Raw genomic sequence first — 20,418 nt, forward strand, 5'->3', positions numbered from 1 at the left:
ATTGTCACTCTTCTGTCGGTGCTATCGGCTCGATCGCCGTGGTTTGCAGGCGGGACAGCGCGTCCCGCGCCAGCCCTTGCCCGGGAATGGCAACCTGCGGCGCGATCTCGACCAGCGGCACCAGCGCGAAGGCGCGCTCGTGCAGGTGCGGATGCGGCACCCGCAGGCCGGGCGCTTCCAGCACAAGATCGCCGTACAGCAACAGGTCCAGGTCGAGCACGCGCGGACCCCAGCGCGTGCCTGCCTGGCGGTCGCGGCCGAACTCCACTTCGATCAGCAACATGGCCTGCAGCAGTTCGGGCGCCGGCAGCGTGGTGTGCAGCGCGACCACGCCATTGACGAAATCCGGTTGCTCCTCCAGACCCCAGGCCGGCGTGCGGTACAGGCGCGACATCGCGGCCACCGAAGTGCCAGGCAGGCGATCCAGTGCGCCGGTGGCCAGGCGCAGGGTCCCGGCCACCGCGCCCAGGTTGCCGCCCAGGCCGACGTAGGCGGTGACCGCCGGCTTCATTCCGCTGCGGGTGCGTCGGACGCGGCTTCACCGCTGCGGCGACGGCGACGGCGGCGCTTGGGCGGTGCCGAATCCTCTTCGGCATACGCGTCGCGCGCCGGGGCCACGCCCAGGGCGGCCGACAGCTCCTCGTTGGACTGGGTCTGGGCTTCGCGCCAGAACTCCACGTCCTCGGCGTGTTCGCTGGACGCGGTGAGGCGCAGCAGCAGGAAATCGTAGGCGGCGCGGAAACGCGGATGGGCCAGCAGGCGGGTGACCCGCTTGCGCTGGCGCGACTGGAAGCGCGACTGCAGCAGCCAGATTTCCTGCATCGGCAGCGAGAACCGGCGCGGCAGGGCCACGGTGCCCAGCTGGTGCAGGGTGACCCGGTCGGCGGCGCGACGCTGCGCTTCCTCCACGTTGATGCCCTGCGCCTGCAGGCCCATCAGGGCGCGGCAGTACGCCGGCCACAGCAGCAGCGCGAACAGGAACGCAGGCGACACCGGTTCGTCATTGGCCACCCGCGCATCGGTGCCACGCAGGCCTTCCAGCAACATGCTGCGCAAGGCGCCACTGCGATTGGAGGACAGCGCGGCCGCGGTCTCGGGCAGGATCGCCGGCAGCAGGCCGAAGCGCTCCAGGCCCTCGAAGCTGGCCACCGCGTTGCCGGACAGGAACAGCTTCAGCAGTTCCTCGAACAGGCGCGCCGGGGCGGATTCGGACAGCAGCGGGGCCAGCCGGGCGATCGGGTCGGCCGAGGCCGGATCGATGTCAAAGCCCAGCTTGCCGGCCAGGCGGATCGCCCGCAGCATGCGCACCGGGTCTTCGCGGTAGCGCTGCTCGGGATCGCCGATCAGCTTCATGCTGCGTGCCTGCACATCCTCGAAGCCGCCTACGTAATCGCGCACCGAGAAATCCTCGATGGCGTAATACAGCGCATTGGCGGTGAAGTCGCGGCGCACCGCGTCGTCCTCGATGGTGCCGTAGACGTTGTCGCGCACCAGGCGCCCGCCCTCGTGGGTCTCGCGGTCGCCACTGCCGTCGTCGACATTGGCGCGGAAGGTCGCGACCTCGATGATCTCGCGGCCGAAGACCACGTGGGCCAGGCGGAAGCGCCGGCCGATCAGGCGGCTGTTGCGGAACAGCGCCTTGACCTGTTCGGGGGTCGCATCGGTGGCGATGTCGAAATCCTTGGGATGCCCGCCCACCAGCAGGTCGCGCACCGCGCCCCCCACCAGGTAGCCGGTGAACCCGGAATCGCGCAGCCGGTAGAGCACGCGCAGCGCGTTGGGACTGATGTCCTTGCGCGAGATGTTGTGCTGGTCGCGCGGGATGACGCGCAGGGAAACGGCGGGTTGGGTGGCTTGCGACGTAATGGTGGCGGTCCGTGTCAGGGTTGATCAGGGCGCTGGCAGGTCTGTTTCAGGCCAGTGCGGCATTGCCGCGAGCGCCGGCTGGCGAATATACTAGTCCGTCACGGCGCTGCTTACCAAAAGCTCCCTTCGTCTAACGGTTAGGACGTGGCCCTCTCAAGGCTAAAATAGGGATTCGAATTCCCTAGGGAGCACCAACCCCGGTTTTTGCGCAAGGCCCGCCAGGGCAGCGCGAAGACGGCATCAAGGCCCGGCCCACAAGCCGGGCTTTTTTGTGCCCGCCGCCCTGTGCCCCGACGCCCTGACCCGCCTTGTAGAGCCGATCCTGGTCGGCTGCTCTTCGCGGCTGTTGGCGGGATTGGGCCAAAGGCAGCCGACCAGGATCGGCTCTACAGGGCGGGGGTGGCCCGTTTGCGGCGGGATGGGTGCTGCGGCCTGCGCTGATTTAAACTGGGGCACCTCGCAATGGAATGGAACCATGCCCTTCGTCGTCACCGAGAACTGCATCAAGTGCAAGTACACCGACTGTGTCGAGGTGTGCCCGGTGGACTGCTTCCACGAAGGTCCCAACTTCCTGGTCATCGACCCGGACGAGTGCATCGACTGCACCCTGTGCGAGCCGGAATGCCCGATCGGCGCCATCTTTCCCGAGGACGACGTGCCCGCCGGGCAGGAAGGCTTCGTAGCCCTGAACAAGGAACTGGCCGTGGCCTGGCCGGTGATCACCGTGCGCAAGGAAGGCCTGGACGACGCCAAGGAGTGGGAAGGCAAGCCGGACAAGCTGCGCTTGCTGGAACGCTGAGCCGTCCACCCGCATGCACTCTCCTCGCCGCGTGTAGGAGCGACGCAAGTCGCGAAGCCAGGAAATCCTGGCTCCCGGATCATGATTGCAATCAGGCGCTGCGTGCTTCGCGACTCGCGTCGCTCCTACAAACACCAACGCGCGCATTCGTCCCGTAGAGACCAGGCATCGCCCCGCCCCATTCCTACCGTCATCCCGGCGAACGCCGGGACCCATCCCGCACCTATGGCGCACCCACCGCCACCCCGCCGTGTCGGGCACACTCGCGCACCACGCACCTTCTCCCTTCAAGTTGGGTCCCGGCCTGCGCCGGGATGACGACCTGTCTGGGTGTCGGTTGCGCCAGGATCACTATGGTTGGCGATGCACGGGTGTTGCAGGAGCGACGCAAGTCGCGAAGCCAGGAAATCCTGGGCTTCGGGTCATGGTTGCAATCTGGCGATGCCTGCTTCGCGACTCGCGTCGCTCCTGCAAACGCCAACGCGCGCATTCGTCCTGTAGCGCTGACGAAAAAGGGACCCGGCTAGCTTGCGGCCACCAGGCCGCGGCGCTTGCCCAGCATGCGCAGTTCGTGGTCCGAGGCCAGTTTCAGCTTGGCGTAGATGCTGCTGCGATGCGCGTAGGCGGTCTTGTTGTTGATGCCGATGGTGGTGGCCACGCGTGCCACCGAATGCCCGCGCGCCAGCAGCAGGAACACCTGGGCCTCGCGATCGGTCAGCTCCGGCAGCAGCTGCGGGCCGCCGGCGTCGGAGGCCGGCGGCGGGCGCAGGGCGCGGTCCAGGTATTGTTCGCCGCGCTGCACCGTGCGGATCGCATCGATCAATTCGTCCGGCCCGGCGCGCTTGCTCACATAGCCCATCGCCCCGGCCGCCAGCGCCTCCTGCACGTACAGCGCGCCGTCGTGCATGGTCAGCACCACGATCGCCAGCCGCGGGCGCTGCGCCAGCAACTGCCGGATCATCACCATGCCGTCGCCGTCTGGTAGATTCAGGTCCAGCACCAGCACGTCGCATTCGACCGCCAGCAGGGTCGCGGCCAGCTCACGGGCACTGCCCACTTCGGCCACCACCTGCCAGCCGGGCTCCTGCTCCAGCAGCTGGCGGAATCCGGAACGGACGATGGGGTGGTCGTCGACCAACAGGATCCTGAGTGCTGCCATGAACGAGTTCCTTAAAAATGCCGCGATCGAGTGGCCGACCGCTCGCAGGCGCCATCATCGCCCGGGGACCGAGCTTTGGTGGCTGGCACTGTACCCGTTGGCCTGGCTGTTGCTGTTCCAGTTCTCCAACGATTACTGGTTCCTGCCCGCCGGCCTGCGCCTGGCGGTGCTGTGGCAAATGCGGCGGATCGCATGGAAATGGATGGCGCTGCTGGAATTCGCCGCCATCCTGGCCCTGAGCCTGTGGCGTGGCGCCTTCGATGCGCCGTTGGCCTTGCTGGTCACCACCCTGGCGCCGTGGCTGGCATATGCGGCGGCGGTGGCAATGTTCGGCATGCGCGGCAACAGCGTGAGCACGCTCGGCGGCTCGCTGCCACGCCTGCTGGCCTGCGGCGCGCTGGCGGCGACGGCCAATGCGGCGGTGCTGGCGGCGGTCGAGCTGATCGAGCCGGGGCCGCGGGTGCATGCGGGCGCCGCCCTGTTCGCCTACGCCATGGGCGACCTGGTCGGCGTGGTCATCCTGGCACCGGCCCTGCTGGCCGTGTACGAACGGCTGCGGCGGGGCCAGCCGTCCTGGCCGGACCTGTTCGCCCATGGCCTGGTGCTGCTGCCGGCACTGGTGGTGCTGCTGGTCGCGCAACTGCCCATCCCGCAACCGCTGGTGTATGCGCTGGTGCTGGGAATATTTCCGCTGTCATGGGTCGGCTTCCGCTTCGGCTGGCGCCCCGCGGCGCTGGCACTGGTAATGCTGGCCTCGCTGGTACACGCGCTGGAGGGCCTGCTGCAGGTGTGGCGGCCGCAGCAACTGCAGTTGCTGGTCGCCGCCAGCGGCATCGGCGCGCTGCTGCTGGGCGCCTCCATCGATGCCCTGCGCGCGCAGGGCAAGGCCTTGCTGCTGAGCCTGGAACAACTGGGGCGCCGCAGCTCCGACCTGAGCAACGTGGCCAACCGGGTCACGTCGGTGCAGGAACAGGAGCGGCGCCGGATCGGCGGCGAACTGCACGACGTCCTTGGCCAGGACATCACCGCCATTGCCACCCGCCTGCGCGTGTTCGCCCGCAGCACCGACGACCAGGGGCTGCGCGCGGGGCTGGATACGATCAGCGAACTGGTCAACGAGTCGCACCACCACCTGCGCGAGATCATCGAGCACCTGTATCCGGCGGTGCTGGACCGCTTCGGCCTGCAGCGCGCGCTGGGCGAAGGACCGCTGGCGCAACTGGCCCGCGACAGCGGCATGGACTATCGCTGCGAGGTGCGCGGCGACCTGGCCCTGCTTTCGAACGAGGCGGCGACGTCGCTGTACCGTATCTGCCAGGAAGCGACCAGCAACTGCGCCCGCCACCCCGAATGCAACCTGTTGCACATCGACCTGGCGATCGAGGCCGGACCGCAACGGCATCAGCTGGTCCTACGCATCCACGACGATGCCGGCCCGATCCAGCTGGACCCGGAGAAAACCGGCATGGGCCTGCAGCACATCCGCGACCGCGCCAACGCGCTGGGCGCGCTGTACCAGTTCGACCCCCAGCACGGCCGCCCGCGCCACTGGCTGAGCATGCCGGTGGAAGTCCCGCCCGCTGCCTTGTAGAGCCGATCCCGGTCGGCTGCCCTTGGCGCGATCCCGCCAACGGCCGCGAAGAGCAGCCGACCGGGATCGGCTCTGCAAAGAGGTTTCAATGCACCGTGGGAGGGCTCAGGCCTGGCCCTGGAGCAGCGCGCCGATCTCTTCCACGCGCTGGTCCAGGAGCGCCTGGTCGCCACGGGTTTCCACGTTCAAACGCAGCAGCGGTTCGGTGTTGGAACTGCGCAGGCTGAAACGCCACTGGCCGAAATCGGCCGACAGGCCATCGGTGTAATCGAGTTCCGGCCTGTCATCGGCGTAGTGCGCCAGCACCGCTGCGATTGCGGCAGGTGCGTCGGCGACGGTGTAGTTGATCTCGCCGCTGCACGGGAACTTGCGCATGCGCTCCTCCACCAGTTCGGCCAGCGGCAGGCCGCTGCTGGATACCAGGGCCGCAATCAAAAGCCACGGCACCATGCCCGAATCGCAATAGGCGAAATCGCGAAAGTAATGGTGCGCGCTCATCTCGCCACCGTAGATCGCATCCTCGGCGCGCATGCGTTCCTTGATGAAGGCATGCCCGGTCTTGCACAGTATCGGAACGCCGCCGGCGTCCTCGACCATTTCCACCGTGTTCCAGACCAGGCGCGGGTCGTGGATGATCTTGCCGCCGGGGTGGCGCAAGAGCAGCGCCTTGGCCAGCAGGCCGACCAGGTAATAGCCCTCGATGAAACGGCCGTCAGCGTCGAAGAAGAAGCAGCGGTCGAAGTCGCCATCCCAGGCGATGCCCAGGTCGGCGCCATGGGCACGCACCGCGTCGATGGTGGCGGCGCGGCTGTCGGGCAGCAGCGGGTTGGGGATGCCGTGCGGGAACGCGCCATCGGGCTCGTGCTGGATGCGGATGAATTCGAACGGCAGATGCGGGGCCAGGCCGTCGATGACCAGGCCGGCGCCGCCATTGCCGGCATTGGTGACGATCTTCAGGGGTTTCAGGTCCACGCCTTCCACGTAGCTGAGCAGGTGCTGCAGGTAGGCAGTCTTATCGAGCATCTGCGTTTCGCCAGCGGGCGTGGCGCTGGTGGCCAGCGGCGCATCGGACAGGGCCTGGTCGCGGATGGTGAACAGGCCGGTGTCGCCGCTGATCGGGCGCGCGCCTTCGCGCACCAGTTTCATGCCGTTGTAGTCCATCGGGTTGTGGCTGGCGGTGACCATGACGCCGCCGGCCGCCTTCAGGTGATCGGTCTGGAAATAGACTTCCTCGGTGCCGCACAGGCCGATGTCGATGACCTCGCGTCCGCTCTGGCGGAAACCCAGGCTGACCGCGGCCTGCAATGCCGGGCTGCTCAGGCGCACGTCGCGGCCCACCACCACCGCGCCGGGACCCAGCAATGCCGACATGGACGCGCCAATGCGCGTGGCCAGGGCCTCGTTGAGTTCATCGGGAACGCGCCCGCGGATGTCGTAGGCCTTGAATGCTTTGGAGGACATGGGATTCCTTGGGGGTGCGACGAAATGGTCCGGTCGCCATTTTCGCATGGGGGCCGTGACGGCTGTCGCCGCCCGATGGTGCTCTTAGCGCCGAGCAAGCTCGGCTCTAACGGGGCGGCGCCGGCGATGCGCTTTTTGTAGGAGCGACGCGAGTCGCGAAGCTGGGGAAAGTTGGGTGCCGGGGATCCTGGCCTCGCGGCTGAAGCCGCTCCCACAAGGGCAGGGCTGGTGCTCGCAGCTGACGCGCCAGCCATGCGCTTTTTGGAGGAGCGAAGCGAGTCGCGACGATGACGAAAGGGGCCGCAGGGTTCCTGGCTTCGCGGCTTGCGCCGCTCCTACAGGGGCCACTTCGCTCTTGCAGGTCCGTCCCTGCGACGGCCTCAGGCGTACTGCGGCAGCCGGTGTTCGGGCACATCGGCCAGCAAGGGCGCGGTGGCATCCTTGGACGACAGCGTGGGCGTCGTGATCGGCCAGTCGATGGCCAGGGCCGGGTCGTCCCAGCGCACGCTGGCGTCGGCCGCGGAATTGTATGTGGCGGTGCACAGGTAGGAAAACACCGCCGTCTCGCTGAGCGCCACGAATCCGTGCGCAAAACCTTCCGGGATCCAGAAATGGCGCCTGTTTTCCGCGCTGAGCACCACGCCTTCCCACTGCCCGAACGTGGGCGAGCCGCGTCGGATATCCACCGCCACGTCCCACACCTCGCCTTCGGTCACCGAAACGAATTTCCCCTGCGGCTTTGGCCACTGGTAATGCAGGCCGCGCAGCACGCCACGACTGGAACGCGACACGTTGCCCTGCACGAAATGCGGGCTCAGCCCGAATGCTGCCAGCTTGTCGTGATTGAAGGATTCGAAGAACAGTCCCCGATCATCACCGAATACCTGTGGCTCGATAAGCAGACAGCCCGGCAATGCGGTCGGGATCACCTTCAAACCACCACCCCGCGGCCAATCAGACCCAGCAGGTATTCGCCATAGCCATTCTTGGCCAGCGGCCTGGCCAGTTCGCGCAACCGCTCGTCGTCGATCCAGCCGTTGCCGTAGGCGATCTCCTCCGGGCAGCACACGCGCAGGCCCTGGCGGGTCTCGATGGTCTCGATGTAGTTGGAAGCTTCCAGCAGCGACTGGTGGGTGCCGGTATCCAGCCACGCATAGCCGCGGCCCAGGCGCTCCAGCTGCAGCGTGCCTTCGTCCAGGTAGCACTTGTTGAGGTCGGTGATTTCCAGCTCGCCACGGTGCGAAGGGGCGATGCTGGCAGCGAAATCGCTGGCGCGGCCGTCGTAGAAATACAGGCCGGTGACCGCGTAACTGGAACGCGGTTTGGCCGGTTTCTCTTCCAGCCCGACCACCCTGCCCTCGGCGTCGAACTCGGCCACGCCGTAGCGTTCCGGGTCACGCACCCAGTAACCGAACACGGTGGCGCCATGCTCACGCGCGGCGGCGCGCTTGAGCATGCCGGTCAGGCCCGGGCCGTGGAAGATGTTGTCGCCCAGCACCAGGCAGCAGGGCTGCCCGTCCAGGAATTCGCGGCCGATCAGCAGCGCCTGCGCCAGGCCATCGGGACTCGGCTGCACCGCGTATTCGATCTTCATTCCCCACTGCGAGCCATCGCCCAGCAACTGCTGGAACAGCGCCTGTTCGTGCGGGGTGTTGATGATCAGCACCTCGCGGATGCCGGCCAGCATCAGCACGCTAAGCGGGTAATAGATCATCGGCTTGTCGTACACCGGCAGCAGCTGCTTGCTGATGGCCTGGGTGATCGGATACAGGCGCGTGCCGGAGCCGCCAGCCAGGATGATGCCCTTGCAACGCGATTCGGTACTCATGCCACGCCGCCGATGCGCTGCATCTGGTAGCTGCCGTCGAGCACGCGCCGCACCCACGGCTGGTTGGCCAGGTACCAGTCGACGGTGCGGGCCATGCCCTGTTCGAAGGTGACCGTGGGCTGCCAGCCCAGCTCGCCCTGCAGGCGCGAGGCGTCGATGGCGTAGCGGCGGTCGTGGCCCGGGCGATCCTTGACGAAGGTGATCAGCGATTCGCGTGCGCGGCCGTCGGCCAGCGGCAGACGCGCATCCAGCAGCGCGCAGATGGTCTTCACCACCACCAGGTTGTTGCGTTCGGCATCGCCGCCGACGTTGTAGGTCTCGCCCACCCGGCCGTCCTCCAGCACGCGGCGGATGGCGGCGCAGTGGTCGGACACGAACAGCCAGTCGCGCACGTTCAGGCCATCGCCGTAGACCGGCAACGGTTCGCCGGCCAGGGCCTTGGCGATCACCAGCGGAATGAGTTTTTCCGGGAACTGGTAGGGGCCGTAGTTGTTGGAACAGTTGGTGGTCAGCACCGGCAGCCCGTAGGTGTGGTGGAAGGCGCGCACCAGGTGGTCCGAAGCGGCCTTGGAAGCCGAGTACGGCGAGTTCGGCGCGAACGGCGTCTGCTCGGTGAACTTGCCGGTCTCGCCCAGGCTGCCGTAGACCTCGTCGGTGGACACGTGCAGGAAACGGAAACCGGCGGCGGCGGTGGGTTCCAGCGACTTCCAGTAATCGCGCACCTGTTCCAGCAGGCTCAAGGTGCCGACCACGTTGGTCTGCACGAACGCGGCCGGGCCGTCGATGGAGCGGTCGACGTGGCTCTCGGCGGCGAAATTGATCACCGCACTGGGCTGGTGCTCGGCCAGCAGGCCGGCGACCAGGGCGGCATCGCCGATGTCGCCGTGCACGAACAGGTGGTCGGGGTTTCCTTCCAACGGAGCCAGGGTGTCCAGGTTGCCGGCATAGGTCAGCGCATCAAGATTGACCACCCTCATTCCCTGCTCGATGGCCTCCAGCACGAAATTGCCGCCAATGAATCCGGCGCCGCCGGTGACCAACCAGGTTTTCATTCTGACTCCTGCTGCGATTTTTCAGATGGCTTTCGCCGGTTGCATGCCTCCGTTGCCGGCTGCCGTGCCGCTATTTTGGCACGCCCGGCCACCCCGTCCGCACCCTGCCGGCCCCGGGCGCCTGCTGCCGCCGGTAATTCCGGCGATCGCCGCCCTGTAAAGGCGAACTAGGTCGCGACGGGATAGCGGTGGCGCTTTTGATTTGTCGAGCCGATCTTGGTCGGCTGCCTTGGGCGCCAACCCACCCACAGCCGCAAAGAGCAGCCGACCAAGATCGGCTCTACAAACGGCGGGTTCTTGCGATGGGCAGGTGGCATCTCGGGGCGCGCATCTCACGCTTGCATGATCCACAACCGGGACAAGCCGAAACCGCTTACCCATAACCCCATTCCGCTTATCCACCAGCCAATTCGGCTTACCCGCCAGCCGAAACGGGTTACCGCGTTACCCGTTTCCGCTTACCCGCCAGCCAAAACCACTGAACCATGACCCACTTCCGCTTACCGGCCAGCCAAAGCCGCTTACCCCATAAGCCGTTCCGGTTTACTCGCCAGCCGGAACGGCTTACCGCATGAACCAGGTCGGCTTGCCCGCCAGCCAGATCGGCTTATCCCATAAGCCATTCCCGCTTGCCGACCAGCCACAACCGCTTACCGGCCAGCCAATGCGCCTTACCGACCCTGCCACACCTGCCCGCCCCCTAAACGACGCACAAAAAAAGGCCTGGCGCCAAAGCGTCAGGCCAAGCTTGCAACAAGGTGCGGAAGTCTCAGGACTGGCTGGCGGCGCCTTCGCTGCCGTCGGGCTTGCGGCCGCCCTTGTAAGGGAAGCGGCTGCGGCCCAGGGCCTTGAACTCGCGCTCCAGGCCGTGGCTCTTGCCGGAGACCTTGAGCAGGCCGTAGCCCTCCAGGACGGTGGCGAAGATGTCGGCGCCCAGGGCCGTTTCGGTGTCGGTGCCGCGGTCCAGCAGCAGACGCAGACGGGTCAGGCGGGGCCGCAGTGCATCCAGGGCGGCCATGTCGGCCAGGGCTTCGGGCAGGCCCAGGCCTTCGTTGACGATCTTGGGGTTCTGGGACAGCACGGTCAGGGTGGAGCGGCAGAAGACTTCGGATTTGTCGCCCATCTTGAACAGGTCGCGGCGCTGGTCGGCCGGCAGGGCGACCAGGTCGGCCAGTCCGGTTTCCAGTGCGTTGAGGGCGGCGTCGATGGCGGTGAGGCGGGCGCTGTCGAATACGATCGATACGAGGTTCTGGTTCACGTGCATAGCTCCTTTGCGTTCCATGTGGGTATCCGGACCAGGGCGAAAGGCCAGGGCCGGACGGCGATGCCCCCATCGCTGTCTGCGGGTTTTCGTGACCAAAGGCAGTCGTTCGGGGCGGGATCAGTGTCCCAGCGCAGGGCACCCGTGTATGTCGGCGAACGCCGCGGCTTTGCGTCAGGCAATGGCGCGTTGATGCGTAGGAAAAGTCCTACCCGGGTGATGCGCAGTGATCCGGAGGCGCGCTCGGCTGCCCTCCCAACGCGCCGAACTGAGTATTTGTAGAGCCGATCTTGCTCGGCTGCTCTTCGCGGCTATTGGCGCGGGGATCGCGCCACGAGGAGAGATGCACCAATGCCTCAAGGGCAGCCGGGCAAACTCGGCTCTAAGGCGTGCCTCAGGCGGCCTTTTCCTGCGCGGTTTCTTTGGCGACGGTTTCTGCCACGGCGGGCGCGCGGATCGGGGTGGCCTGGGTGATCGGCGGCAACAGGCCCCAGTTGCGCAGGCGCGAGAAGAAACGGATCGCACGGTCGCGGCGCGAGGTCAGCCAGTACCAGCCGCCGCACAGCACGAAGAAGGCGCCCAACAGCAGTGGTTCGGGAATGTCCATGCGCAGGGCCTGGCCACAGGCCAATCCGCAGACGCCACTGAACAGAACCAGGAATGCGACCTTCTGCATCGGTCTGAAGCCGCTGCCGCGAAGCACGTGATGGATGTGGTTCTGGTCGGCGTGGAAAGGTGACTGGCGGTCGCGCATGCGGCGCGCCATCAATACCAGGCAGTCCATCACCGGCACCGGGATCAGCCACAGGGCCAGGATCGGGCTGACCGGATGGCCGGGATTCTGGGTCAGACGGAACGACACCCACGCAATGACGAAGCCAAGGAACGCGCTGCCTGCGTTGCCCATGAACAGCCTGGCGCGGGGTTGCCACGGGAAGCGCAGGTTGAACCACAGGAAGGCCGCCACCGCGCCGACCATGATCATCACCCGCTCGGCCATGGCACCGTTGCCGGAATAGAGGCTGGCGGCGACCAACATGACCAGCGCGGCCAGGACCAGTGAACCCGCCATGCCATCGGAACCATCCACCATGTTGATGGCGTTGATCAGGCCGACGGTGGCAAATACCGTGAACGGGATCGAAAGCATGCCCAGGGAGCTGTCGCCCAGGCCGAACACCGGCCCCAGCTGTTCAACTTGCACGCCGCCCACCAGCACCATGATCAACGCGGCAATGACCTGCACACCGATGCGCAGCCACCAGGGCAGATCGTATTTGTCGTCCAGCAGGCCCACCACGATCAGCAGGGTGGAAGCCAGGCTGAAGGCGATCAGGGGGGTACCCACGCCATCCAGAGTCGACCACGCGGTCACCAGAATGCCCACGGCCATGGCCAGGCCGCCGGTGATGGGGGTGGGATGGGCGTGGTCCTTGCGGCCTTTGGGGTGATCCAGCAGGTCCAGACGGTTGGCCACGGGATGCAGCAACCACTGCACCAACAAGGTGAGCCCGGCGGCGATCAGCCCTTTCTCTACTCCCCCCAGATCAACCACGATATGTAAGCCTTGCCTAAGTGTTTGGGTAATCACACCATTTTATGCTGCATCGCAAGGTGAAGCCACCCGAAAATTTCCCAGACAGGGTTTGACCGGCAGTGTCAATTTGTGACCTGGTCGGCACTATACGCAATATGTAGGTGACGCAACGGCCGGTTCCGTCCTATCACACGTGGAATCGGCGCCGCTGGCACAGGCCATTGGCAGAACGTTCCCTCCGTTAACCAACGCACCTCGTCTGCAAGTGGACCGAATCCGGGACCCCGGATTACTCTGATTGATCAGGCGGCTGGGTACGCCGCAGCAACCATCGGAACGGTAACGCGAGCGTCAGGCCCACTGCCGCACCAAGCAGGTCGTCGTAGGCATCGCTGACCCGGGGCTCGCGTCCCGGTGCCCAGAATTGCAGCAGCTCCGAGCCTGTCGCCAGCGCCAGCATGGCCAGCGCCAGTTTCCACCAGGGCAGTCGCGGCCACAGGCACGACACGGTGAACGAGACCGCCGCGAACAGGACAACATGGACCAGGTCGAAGCGCGAGGAGGCATGGTCCAGCCGGCTCATCGGCCAATTGATGAGCGGGTAGTCGCGGCGCAGCCAGGACATGGCCCGCGACGGCAGCAGCACGGCAATGACCACCAGCAGCACGCACAGGTCGCACAGCACCCAGCGCAATACGTTTAATGGCCGCGCCAACCGGGGCGGTGCAGCGGATGGCTGATTAGCCATCCGCCAGCAACTCGCGGTAAACCGCGACAGTGTCCCGGATAACGATTCGCTCATCGAATTCCGCCAACGCCTTGGCGCGTGCCGCAATGCCCAGACCGTTCGTAAGATCCCGTTCCGTGTCCAGGCGCTCAATGGTGTCCGCCAGCGCATTGGCGTCGCGCGGCGGGATCATCAATCCTGTTATTCCGTGATCGATGGCCTGGCGGCATCCAGGCATGTCAGTCGTTATGAGTGCGAGACCGCTGGCGCTGGCCTCAATCAACGATCGCGGCAGGCCTTCGCCGTAGTAACTGGGCAAAGCCATGACATTGCAGCGCTGCAGCAGCGGCGCCATGTCATCAACGTGGCCCAGCCAGTCCACCAATCCTGCCTGCACCCAGCTGGAGACCGTTTCCTCGGTGACGGAATCCGGATTGCCGTGGTCGGGTGTGCCGGCCAGCAGGAACTCGATATCCCTGCCCCGCCGCTTCAGCAATCTCGAGGCCTCCACGAACTCGAACAGGCCTTTATGACGCAACAGGCGCGCCGCGAGCACGACCCGCAATCGCTCATTACTGCCAGGACGCTTCGAGCTGTCACCATTGAAACGCGTGCAGTCGACGCCGGAACTGGGGATGAGACGGATGGCCGACGAGTCGACCAGTCTTGCGTCGCGGAATTGGGCTACATCGTCAGGGTTTTGCAGGATCAGGCGGGCACGCCGGCCATTCAGCGCTGCCCGCATCAAAAGGCGTACCACGGGCCGCAACACACGCGCCTTGGCATCCTTGCTGGTGAATACGTAACCCATGCCCGCGACCGCATTGACGCGCGCGCGCACTCCACTGGCAACTGCGGCAAGCGACCCATAAATCGCGCATTTGATAGTGAAGTTGTGGATCAGTACGGGGCGTTCTTTGCGAAACAACGCTATCAGCCACCACAATAGACGGGCTTCGCGCAGCGGGTTGAGGCTGCGCCTGTCCATGGGCACCGGCTCCCAACGCAAGCCAAGCGCGCGCAATTTTTCGCCATACGGGCCAGGCGGTGAAATCAGAAGCAGCTCGTAGCCCTGCTCCTTCAATGCCAGCGCCAGCGAGCGGCGGAAATTGTAGAGATACCAGTCGGTGTTGGCGAACAACACAACCTTTCCCTTGTGTGCCACGGGATTGTTCATGTCAGAGGAATGAATTGGTAGGGCAGCCAGTGTTCCGAGTGACTCGACAGGTTGAGCCAGACGTATTGCACGGTCGCGTAATAGGCCACTACCCCAAGTACCAGGGGTGTGCGGGTCTTTGTCGTGGCAGCCAAACGCGGCAAGCGTGCAAACACGAACAACTGCAAGGGAATCAGATACAGAGCCACGCGGTCTACGGCCGTCGAAGACAGTGGTAAAAAGGGAATGCAAGCCAGCGCGAAGACTGCGAGCCAGAGCCACAACTTTCGCTCTTCTGGATCCGGCACCAGTCGCCGCCCGAATAGCAACATCAGCAGTGCAGGCACGGCGTTCATGGCTACACGGATGGCCCCGCCCTGCGACTGCCTTTCGGCCTCTACATAGTTGGTCCATAGAGTGTCGGCGCTGTCGGCCAATACCAGGTAGTACATAAGTCCAGTGGCAAGCAGCACCATCGCGCCGGTGAAAAAGCGGTTGCGACTCGACGCAAGTGCGGCGATAGGGAGCAACAAGACTGCCGACTTGTGAAAAAGGGCGCCTACTGCTACGCAGATAACGAAAGTTCGGATGCGCTGCTCACCCAGCGCGACCAACCCCAGGAGCGCCAGACCCAGCGCCACCGACTGCCTTGTGTAGCCCATGCCGACCACGATCAGCATGTACGGCACCGCCGCCAGCAATGCCAGCCAAGGGTTCGGTTGGCTGCGACAGAAAACGATAGCGCCCCACATAAGCACGAGCGCGTAGATGAGATTCACGCCGTGCACTTCGCCACCCAGCCGCGCCACCCACATATTGAGGACGTAGTGCCCTGGATCGACCATGCTCGCAGCTTCCGCGAAAGACATCTGCGATGCGCGGTTGAAATGACCAAGGTAGTTGAACCAATCAGCGCCCACCTCATGACGCAGGCCGATCAAGAGCGCGAATATCAGGCCCACGGTCCACCAAACGACACGGGCCTGGGGTGCGGGAAGATGGCGTGGCACCAGTACGCCACAGGCCGCAACCAGAAACATGATCCAATAGGTAATCACGCTTGCGCCGCGCGCCGGCCGAGGTTCTGCAGCATCTGGGCAAGCCTTGGTGCCTGTACCTGCAAAGAGTAGCTCTGCTCCACCTTGTCTCTTCCCGCATGTCCCATGCGCTGTCGCATTATCGGATCCTCCAACAACAGCTCAATCGAGTTTGCCCATTCCGCGGTGTTGGATGCCAAATATCCATTCACTCCCGGCACCACCATCTCGCTGTTTACGCCGACTGGAGATGCCACGACTGGCAGCCCACAGGCCATGTACTGGATCAACTTGTAACCGCACTTGCCGCGCTCCCACGGCGCGTCCGGTAGCGGCATCACACCGATATCAAGGTCACTGAGGAGTTGAACCTCAGACTCTTCGCTCCATGGTATCGCTTCGAAGGGAGTGCCTAATACCTGATCGGGCCGGGCACCAATGGCAACACAGCGAACTGGGTGTCGCGCGGCCAAGCCGGCCAATGCTGGCGTAAGTAATCCGAGATAACTGGCCGTGGAGGGCGAGCCAATCCACCCGACTACAAGCTGTTCCCTGGGTGGGCGTACCCTAGGTTCGGGGTACCGGCCCAAGTCGACAACGGTAGGAAGCCATTCGATTGCGCGGGCGCCCGCAGATCGTGCCCGGGCGCCAAGATAGCTATTCCCCACAGTCACCAGATCGGCGCGTCTCATGATGGCGTCCACCTTATGTCCCAAGATGCCGCGAACCAACGAAGAGCGGTGTTCGTCATAACGATGGAATACCGCGTCATCATAATCGACAAGTAACCGGGTAGCTGCTGGGAGTAGCGCGAGCTCAAACGAGCTGGGCACCCACGGGAGCAATTCCTTTTCAGTCCATACCACGTCGTATCGCCGCGAATAGAGCAGATCTTTCACACGTGACCCGTAGGCCTTAAGTACTAGGGGTTTCGATATGCCACCGTTGTACAAGCCGGAAACATAACGATCATCCAGTAGCGAGTGAACCTCCAGATCGATGCCCGCCGCGCGTAGCGCCGGCAGATATTGCAGAGTGCGCAGGCGGCTACTGGCGCCCAGCTGCTCATATCGTGGCAACGCCAGAACCCGAAAAGTCATGCCTATTCCAAGCTCTCGTAGACTGCTTGGTAGCGGGCTACTCCTTCATCCAGTGAAAAATGCCGGTGGGCGGATTGGACACAACGCGCGGAGATTTCTGGCAATGCCACCAACTTAAGCAGGCTCTCCACCCCCACCAACAGTGATGCAGTGTCAAATTCCGCCAAGGCCACACCTACTTGTTCCCCCTCCAATAAAGAAGCCATATCGCCAACACCGCGGTTGGACAAACAGGGAATGCCGCACCCAAGAAACTCACCCAGTTTGGTCGGAGCAGAAGCCTGCTTGGAGAACACAGGCTTGATAAAAAAAACACCCGCATGCATGCGGGCCATCTCCCGTGGCACGTCCGCATGATCGACCGACCTGATTTCAAATGCAGCTTCCGGTACGCCCGCTGCCGCAAGTCTCGCGACTATGTACCCATGTTCCTCACGATTGATAATAAGGAGCGTCGCGTCAGGCCGAATAGTCAGCAGCTGCTGAAAGCAGGCGGCGACTACATCGAACAGGTACCAAGTACCCGCTGATCCTACATAGCCAAGTACAAACTGGGTGCCTTTGTCCAATGCAAGAGGTTTGAATCGCGCCAAATCGGCACAGGTGGGTATGACAGTAACGGGCGGCATCCCTTCCCTTAGATAAGGGAATTTTCTCATTTCATCAACACCTGCCTGCGTCAGCGAGATCACATGGTCAGCGCTCAGCAGGAAGCGGCGCTCAAACCACTTGGCTACCCGATACATTCGGCCACTTGGTGACCAAAGACCGCCATCGACACGCTCATCGGCCCAGAAACCGCGCATGTCGAAGACATACTTCGCACCAGTTGCCCGCTTGATCATCAACGCCATTACCGACGAGACGTAGCTGCGGGCATGCACAATCGTCAATCGGTGTTTGCGGACAATACACAACCCTTTCACAGACCCACAAAGGATGTCCCAGGCCGTTGCCAGAAAGGAAAACCGCTTGTGATAGCGCAGTGGATGCCAATGAATCCCTGCTGTTCTCATGCGCTGCGCAACCACTTCGCGCTCGTTTATACGTGCCCAATCCTCGGGCCGTTCAAAGCTGACTAAGTGCACGGGGTGGTCAGCCGCGAGATTCTCCTGGTAGGCCAGCACCTGCGACTGCCCTAAGGGCTCAAGCATGCCGCTGTAGGAGACATAGAGAACACCGCCGCTCATGCAGAATCCCTTGCCCGGCAATGCGGAAACATCGCATCCAGATACTCGTCAGCAATCTTGCCAACCGAAAAGTCGCGTGCCCTTTCCTTCAATATTTCGCTGCCTGACACTTCTTTCAACCCAGCCAGCATGGCGGAAGCAAAAGCATCGACATCACCGACCGGGACCAATCGACCATACTTTCCATCACACAATATCTCGCGAGGCCCAGAGGGACAGTCAGTGCTCACAACGGGAATACCTTGCGCCAACGCCTCGACGATCACGTTACCGAAACCCTCATGTCGCGACGATAGTACAAAGATGTCGGCGCGGCGATACCAAGGTGTCGTATCCGTGCGAAACCCGGGGAGCAGAACGCGTCCGATCAAGCCCTTGGACTCGACAATTTTCTCAATTTCACTTCGAAGCTGTCCCTCGCCCAGGATGCACAAAGTAGCATTCAATTTGGTAGGCAGTCGCGAGAAGGCCTCGATCAAAAATGCGTGATTCTTGACCGCTTTCAACGTCCCGACTGTAAGAATCACCGGGCCCGTGATTTCTTCCAACTCGGGAGGGGGCACAACACTCCGCGAGCCGGACGTTACAGTCGCGGCTGGGTTGTATATCACTCGAAACATGTCGCGAGGGATACCGGACAAGGAGGAGAGGTCTGCTGCCACACCTTTCGAAACTGCTATGCGTACATTCGCAAATCGGTATGTCGCGGCCATGCTGGCTCGGAGCACCATTCGATGAAGCAGACCCCAGCCTTTATATGATTCGGACAAGATCGAATGGTCGCTTATCACAATCCGCATATTGTTCCGGGCCAGCCGTGCCGAGACTACCGACACTACAGTCAAAGGCCACATTGCGGCCAAGAGTACTGCAGGTTTTTCCAACTTCAAGTACGCGCGAAGCGGTCCTATGGCAGCTCGATAGTGAGCCGCCCCAAGATTGACTGTACGTACTCCCTCCGGCAATGAAGAAAGAAGCTCGCCCTCCTGGCGTAGCAATACGAAATCCACTTGGTACCCTCGCGAAATCCATTCACGCGCCATGTTAACGCGCATCCTTTCTGCCCCACCCGGGCGCAGATCTGGAAGGAGCACCGCTATCCGAAGTGGTGCTGTGATATCAGCTTTGTCAGTCATTATTCACTACTTGCCCGCGAGCCATTATTGCGGTCCATCACCGAGAGCCCGAGCTGATCCAGCCAAATGCTTCCATACATCTGCCAAAGTAGGGTCCCTCGCTCTCCCCACTGACCGTAATTCAGGCAGGCTGGCAAGGGCGTGCGGACAGACCGACGATGGATCCCTCGTTTGTAAGGATTTCAATAGGTGTGCGGCCATCATCCGACCTTCCTAAACCGAAGAAAGGCACCGATACTCGTGTCCAGCGAGAGCAGGCGCAACGCATCACGCCACATCAGGAAATTCCAGACTGTTAGAACCAGAGAAGTGCCAAACGCCGCCCCCGACATTCCGGCGACCTTTATAAGTACGGGCAAAATGATGACAAGTAAGGCTAGCGAAATTCCAGAGGCTCGGGTTACACGGTTTTGATGACCTGTCATATTAAGCAATGCTGCGTTCGCCCCAAACGACCCGTTTGCGACCACTCCAAGGCTGAGAATTGAAAGGGCTGTGCTGCCCTCGGCGAATTCAGGACCGAAGACTTTTTCGAGCAGAAAATTGCCCGAGAAGAGAAATGGAGCAGCCAAAATAAGGACGCTTACAGTCATCGCAATAGCAACCCATGCAAGCAGTGGCTGCAAGCGGGAACGATCCTTTTCCGCATACAGGCGAGAAATAATTGGCGCGCTTACTATATTGAATAGTGTGACGGGCAGCGCCATCAATAGCGCAACCGAACTAGCCACCCGATATACACCTACCATTGCCACCGTCGACATGAGCCCCAGCACCAAGATCACAAGATGCGCCTGCAACACACGCATCCCCTCTGTTAACGCCATTGGCAGGGCACTAGACCACCAAGTTCGCGAACTGACAACTTTACTGACTTCGATGGAGTTGATATTTGGCATTTCTCTTCGCAGCATCCATGCCGCAAAAAACAATGACAAAGCAGCCGATACTGCCCCCAAGCCCATGGCCAACGCGGGCTGTAGCGGAATGAACACGAGCGGCACCACGAACAGCAGCAGCGAAAATAAGGCCGGCCGAACTAAAGCGTCAGGCAGCTGCCCCTTGACGATGTGTTGGAGCCCACGTAACGCGGCAGCCCTGAGGTTTCCCTGAGCCACAATAGGAACCATGAGCAATCCCAATAATAGGGTTTTCCCAATCGGTGAAGAAACTCCGCGACCTGACAATAGCAGCCATGCCAATACGACGGCCGCTACAGCCAGCGATATGAGGAATGAGGAGCGAGCAGCCCAATGCAATACGCCCCGCAGCCTTCCCATATCACCCGCGACTTGGGCTGCCGCCACTTCCCGAGTTAGCAACTGAGGAAGTCCGAATTCGGTTGGCACCGTCAGCAATGCAATAATCGACATGGCTAATCCATACACACCATATCCATCAGCCCCAAGGCCGCGTGCCAGTTGCATGCCCACCAAGAAACCGAATCCCATGCCAGCGATACGCAGTCCGGCGCTTCCTAAGACCGCTTTCACCAGCACAGGTCCTAGCCCTGGGCCA

General features: G+C 63.1%; 18 protein-coding genes, 1 tRNA gene and 1 pseudogene. 3 read left to right on the forward strand and 17 right to left on the reverse strand.

Annotated features, from left to right (window positions below; all coding sequences use genetic code 11):
- Positions 1-4: 4 nt before the first annotated feature.
- Both folK and pcnB read right to left on the reverse strand, forming a co-directional pair.
- A complete protein-coding gene (gene folK / locus DT603_RS07620; protein WP_162349272.1) occupies positions 5-511 on the reverse strand; it encodes a 2-amino-4-hydroxy-6-hydroxymethyldihydropteridine diphosphokinase in 507 nt (168 codons plus the stop codon).
- Positions 508-1,884 carry a polynucleotide adenylyltransferase PcnB gene (pcnB, locus tag DT603_RS07625; RefSeq protein WP_162349414.1) on the reverse strand — a complete coding sequence of 459 codons (1,377 nt, stop codon included), beginning with the start codon at positions 1,882-1,884 and terminating at the stop codon, positions 508-510. The genes folK and pcnB overlap by 4 nt, the downstream gene beginning before the upstream one ends.
- 101 nt (positions 1,885-1,985) lie before the next feature.
- Between pcnB and DT603_RS07630 the strand changes: the two genes are divergently transcribed.
- A tRNA-Glu gene (locus DT603_RS07630) sits at positions 1,986-2,060 on the forward strand.
- A gap of 281 nt (positions 2,061-2,341) precedes the next feature.
- Positions 2,342-2,665, forward strand: coding sequence for a ferredoxin FdxA (gene fdxA, locus DT603_RS07635; protein WP_162349273.1), 324 nt, complete (start codon positions 2,342-2,344; stop codon positions 2,663-2,665).
- Positions 2,666-3,188: 523 nt separating this feature from the next.
- Here fdxA and DT603_RS07640 read toward each other — a convergent pair.
- Entirely contained in the window at positions 3,189-3,824 is a 636-nt protein-coding gene (locus DT603_RS07640) for a response regulator transcription factor (protein WP_162349274.1), read from the reverse strand.
- Between DT603_RS07640 and DT603_RS07645 the strand changes: the two genes are divergently transcribed.
- Positions 3,823-5,415, forward strand: a complete 1,593-nt coding sequence (locus DT603_RS07645; RefSeq protein ID WP_162349275.1) for a histidine kinase — start codon at positions 3,823-3,825, stop codon at positions 5,413-5,415. The genes DT603_RS07640 and DT603_RS07645 overlap by 2 nt on opposite strands.
- A gap of 105 nt (positions 5,416-5,520) precedes the next feature.
- Here DT603_RS07645 and DT603_RS07650 read toward each other — a convergent pair whose 3' ends face one another.
- The 14 genes and pseudogenes from DT603_RS07650 to DT603_RS07710 form a co-directional block, all read right to left on the reverse strand.
- Positions 5,521-6,876, reverse strand: a complete 1,356-nt coding sequence (locus DT603_RS07650; protein ID WP_162349276.1) for a phosphohexomutase domain-containing protein — start codon at positions 6,874-6,876, stop codon at positions 5,521-5,523.
- A 380-nt stretch (positions 6,877-7,256) separates the two neighbouring features.
- Positions 7,257-7,811, reverse strand: a complete 555-nt coding sequence (rfbC, locus tag DT603_RS07655; RefSeq protein ID WP_162349277.1) for a dTDP-4-dehydrorhamnose 3,5-epimerase — start codon at positions 7,809-7,811, stop codon at positions 7,257-7,259.
- On the reverse strand, positions 7,808-8,704 hold the full coding sequence (gene rfbA, locus DT603_RS07660; RefSeq protein ID WP_162349278.1) for a glucose-1-phosphate thymidylyltransferase RfbA: 897 nt from the start codon (positions 8,702-8,704) through the stop codon (positions 7,808-7,810). The genes rfbC and rfbA overlap by 4 nt, the downstream gene beginning before the upstream one ends.
- The gene (rfbB, locus tag DT603_RS07665) at positions 8,701-9,756 is read right to left on the reverse strand and encodes a dTDP-glucose 4,6-dehydratase (protein ID WP_162349279.1); all 1,056 of its coding nucleotides are present in this window, start codon (positions 9,754-9,756) and stop codon (positions 8,701-8,703) included. Before rfbB ends, rfbA begins: the two co-directional genes overlap by 4 nt.
- Before the next feature lie 769 nt (positions 9,757-10,525).
- Positions 10,526-11,014: a hypothetical protein gene (locus DT603_RS07670; RefSeq protein WP_162349280.1), complete on the reverse strand. Its 489-nt coding sequence runs from the start codon at positions 11,012-11,014 to the stop codon at positions 10,526-10,528.
- Between the two features lie 397 nt (positions 11,015-11,411).
- Entirely contained in the window at positions 11,412-12,572 is a 1,161-nt protein-coding gene (locus DT603_RS07675) for an MraY family glycosyltransferase (protein ID WP_162349281.1), read from the reverse strand.
- 271 nt (positions 12,573-12,843) lie between these two features.
- Positions 12,844-13,269 (reverse strand): VanZ family protein, encoded by a 426-nt coding sequence (locus tag DT603_RS07680; RefSeq protein WP_162349282.1) that lies wholly within the window; start codon positions 13,267-13,269, stop codon positions 12,844-12,846.
- A gap of 25 nt (positions 13,270-13,294) precedes the next feature.
- Entirely contained in the window at positions 13,295-14,458 is a 1,164-nt protein-coding gene (locus DT603_RS07685) for a glycosyltransferase family 4 protein (RefSeq protein ID WP_162349283.1), read from the reverse strand.
- Complete coding sequence (locus DT603_RS07690) at positions 14,455-15,495, reverse strand: EpsG family protein (protein ID WP_162349284.1); 1,041 nt, start codon at positions 15,493-15,495, stop codon at positions 14,455-14,457. Before DT603_RS07690 ends, DT603_RS07685 begins: the two co-directional genes overlap by 4 nt.
- On the reverse strand, positions 15,492-16,574 hold the full coding sequence (locus DT603_RS07695; protein WP_162349285.1) for a glycosyltransferase family 4 protein: 1,083 nt from the start codon (positions 16,572-16,574) through the stop codon (positions 15,492-15,494). The genes DT603_RS07690 and DT603_RS07695 overlap by 4 nt, the downstream gene beginning before the upstream one ends.
- Before the next feature lie 2 nt (positions 16,575-16,576).
- Complete coding sequence (locus DT603_RS07700; RefSeq protein WP_162349286.1) at positions 16,577-17,764, reverse strand: glycosyltransferase; 1,188 nt, start codon at positions 17,762-17,764, stop codon at positions 16,577-16,579.
- A complete protein-coding gene (locus tag DT603_RS16060) occupies positions 17,761-18,312 on the reverse strand; it encodes a glycosyltransferase (RefSeq protein WP_246191668.1) in 552 nt (183 codons plus the stop codon). Before DT603_RS16060 ends, DT603_RS07700 begins: the two co-directional genes overlap by 4 nt.
- Before the next feature lie 60 nt (positions 18,313-18,372).
- Positions 18,373-18,900: pseudogene (locus DT603_RS16300) on the reverse strand (glycosyltransferase); the annotation flags it as partial.
- 200 nt (positions 18,901-19,100) lie between these two features.
- Positions 19,101-20,393 carry an oligosaccharide flippase family protein gene (locus DT603_RS07710; protein ID WP_162349288.1) on the reverse strand — a complete coding sequence of 431 codons (1,293 nt, stop codon included), beginning with the start codon at positions 20,391-20,393 and terminating at the stop codon, positions 19,101-19,103.
- Positions 20,394-20,418: the final 25 nt, after the last annotated feature.

It is taken from the genome of Pseudoxanthomonas gei, assembly GCF_010119615.1.
GTDB classification, from domain to species: Bacteria; Pseudomonadota; Gammaproteobacteria; order Xanthomonadales; family Xanthomonadaceae; genus Pseudoxanthomonas_A; species Pseudoxanthomonas_A gei.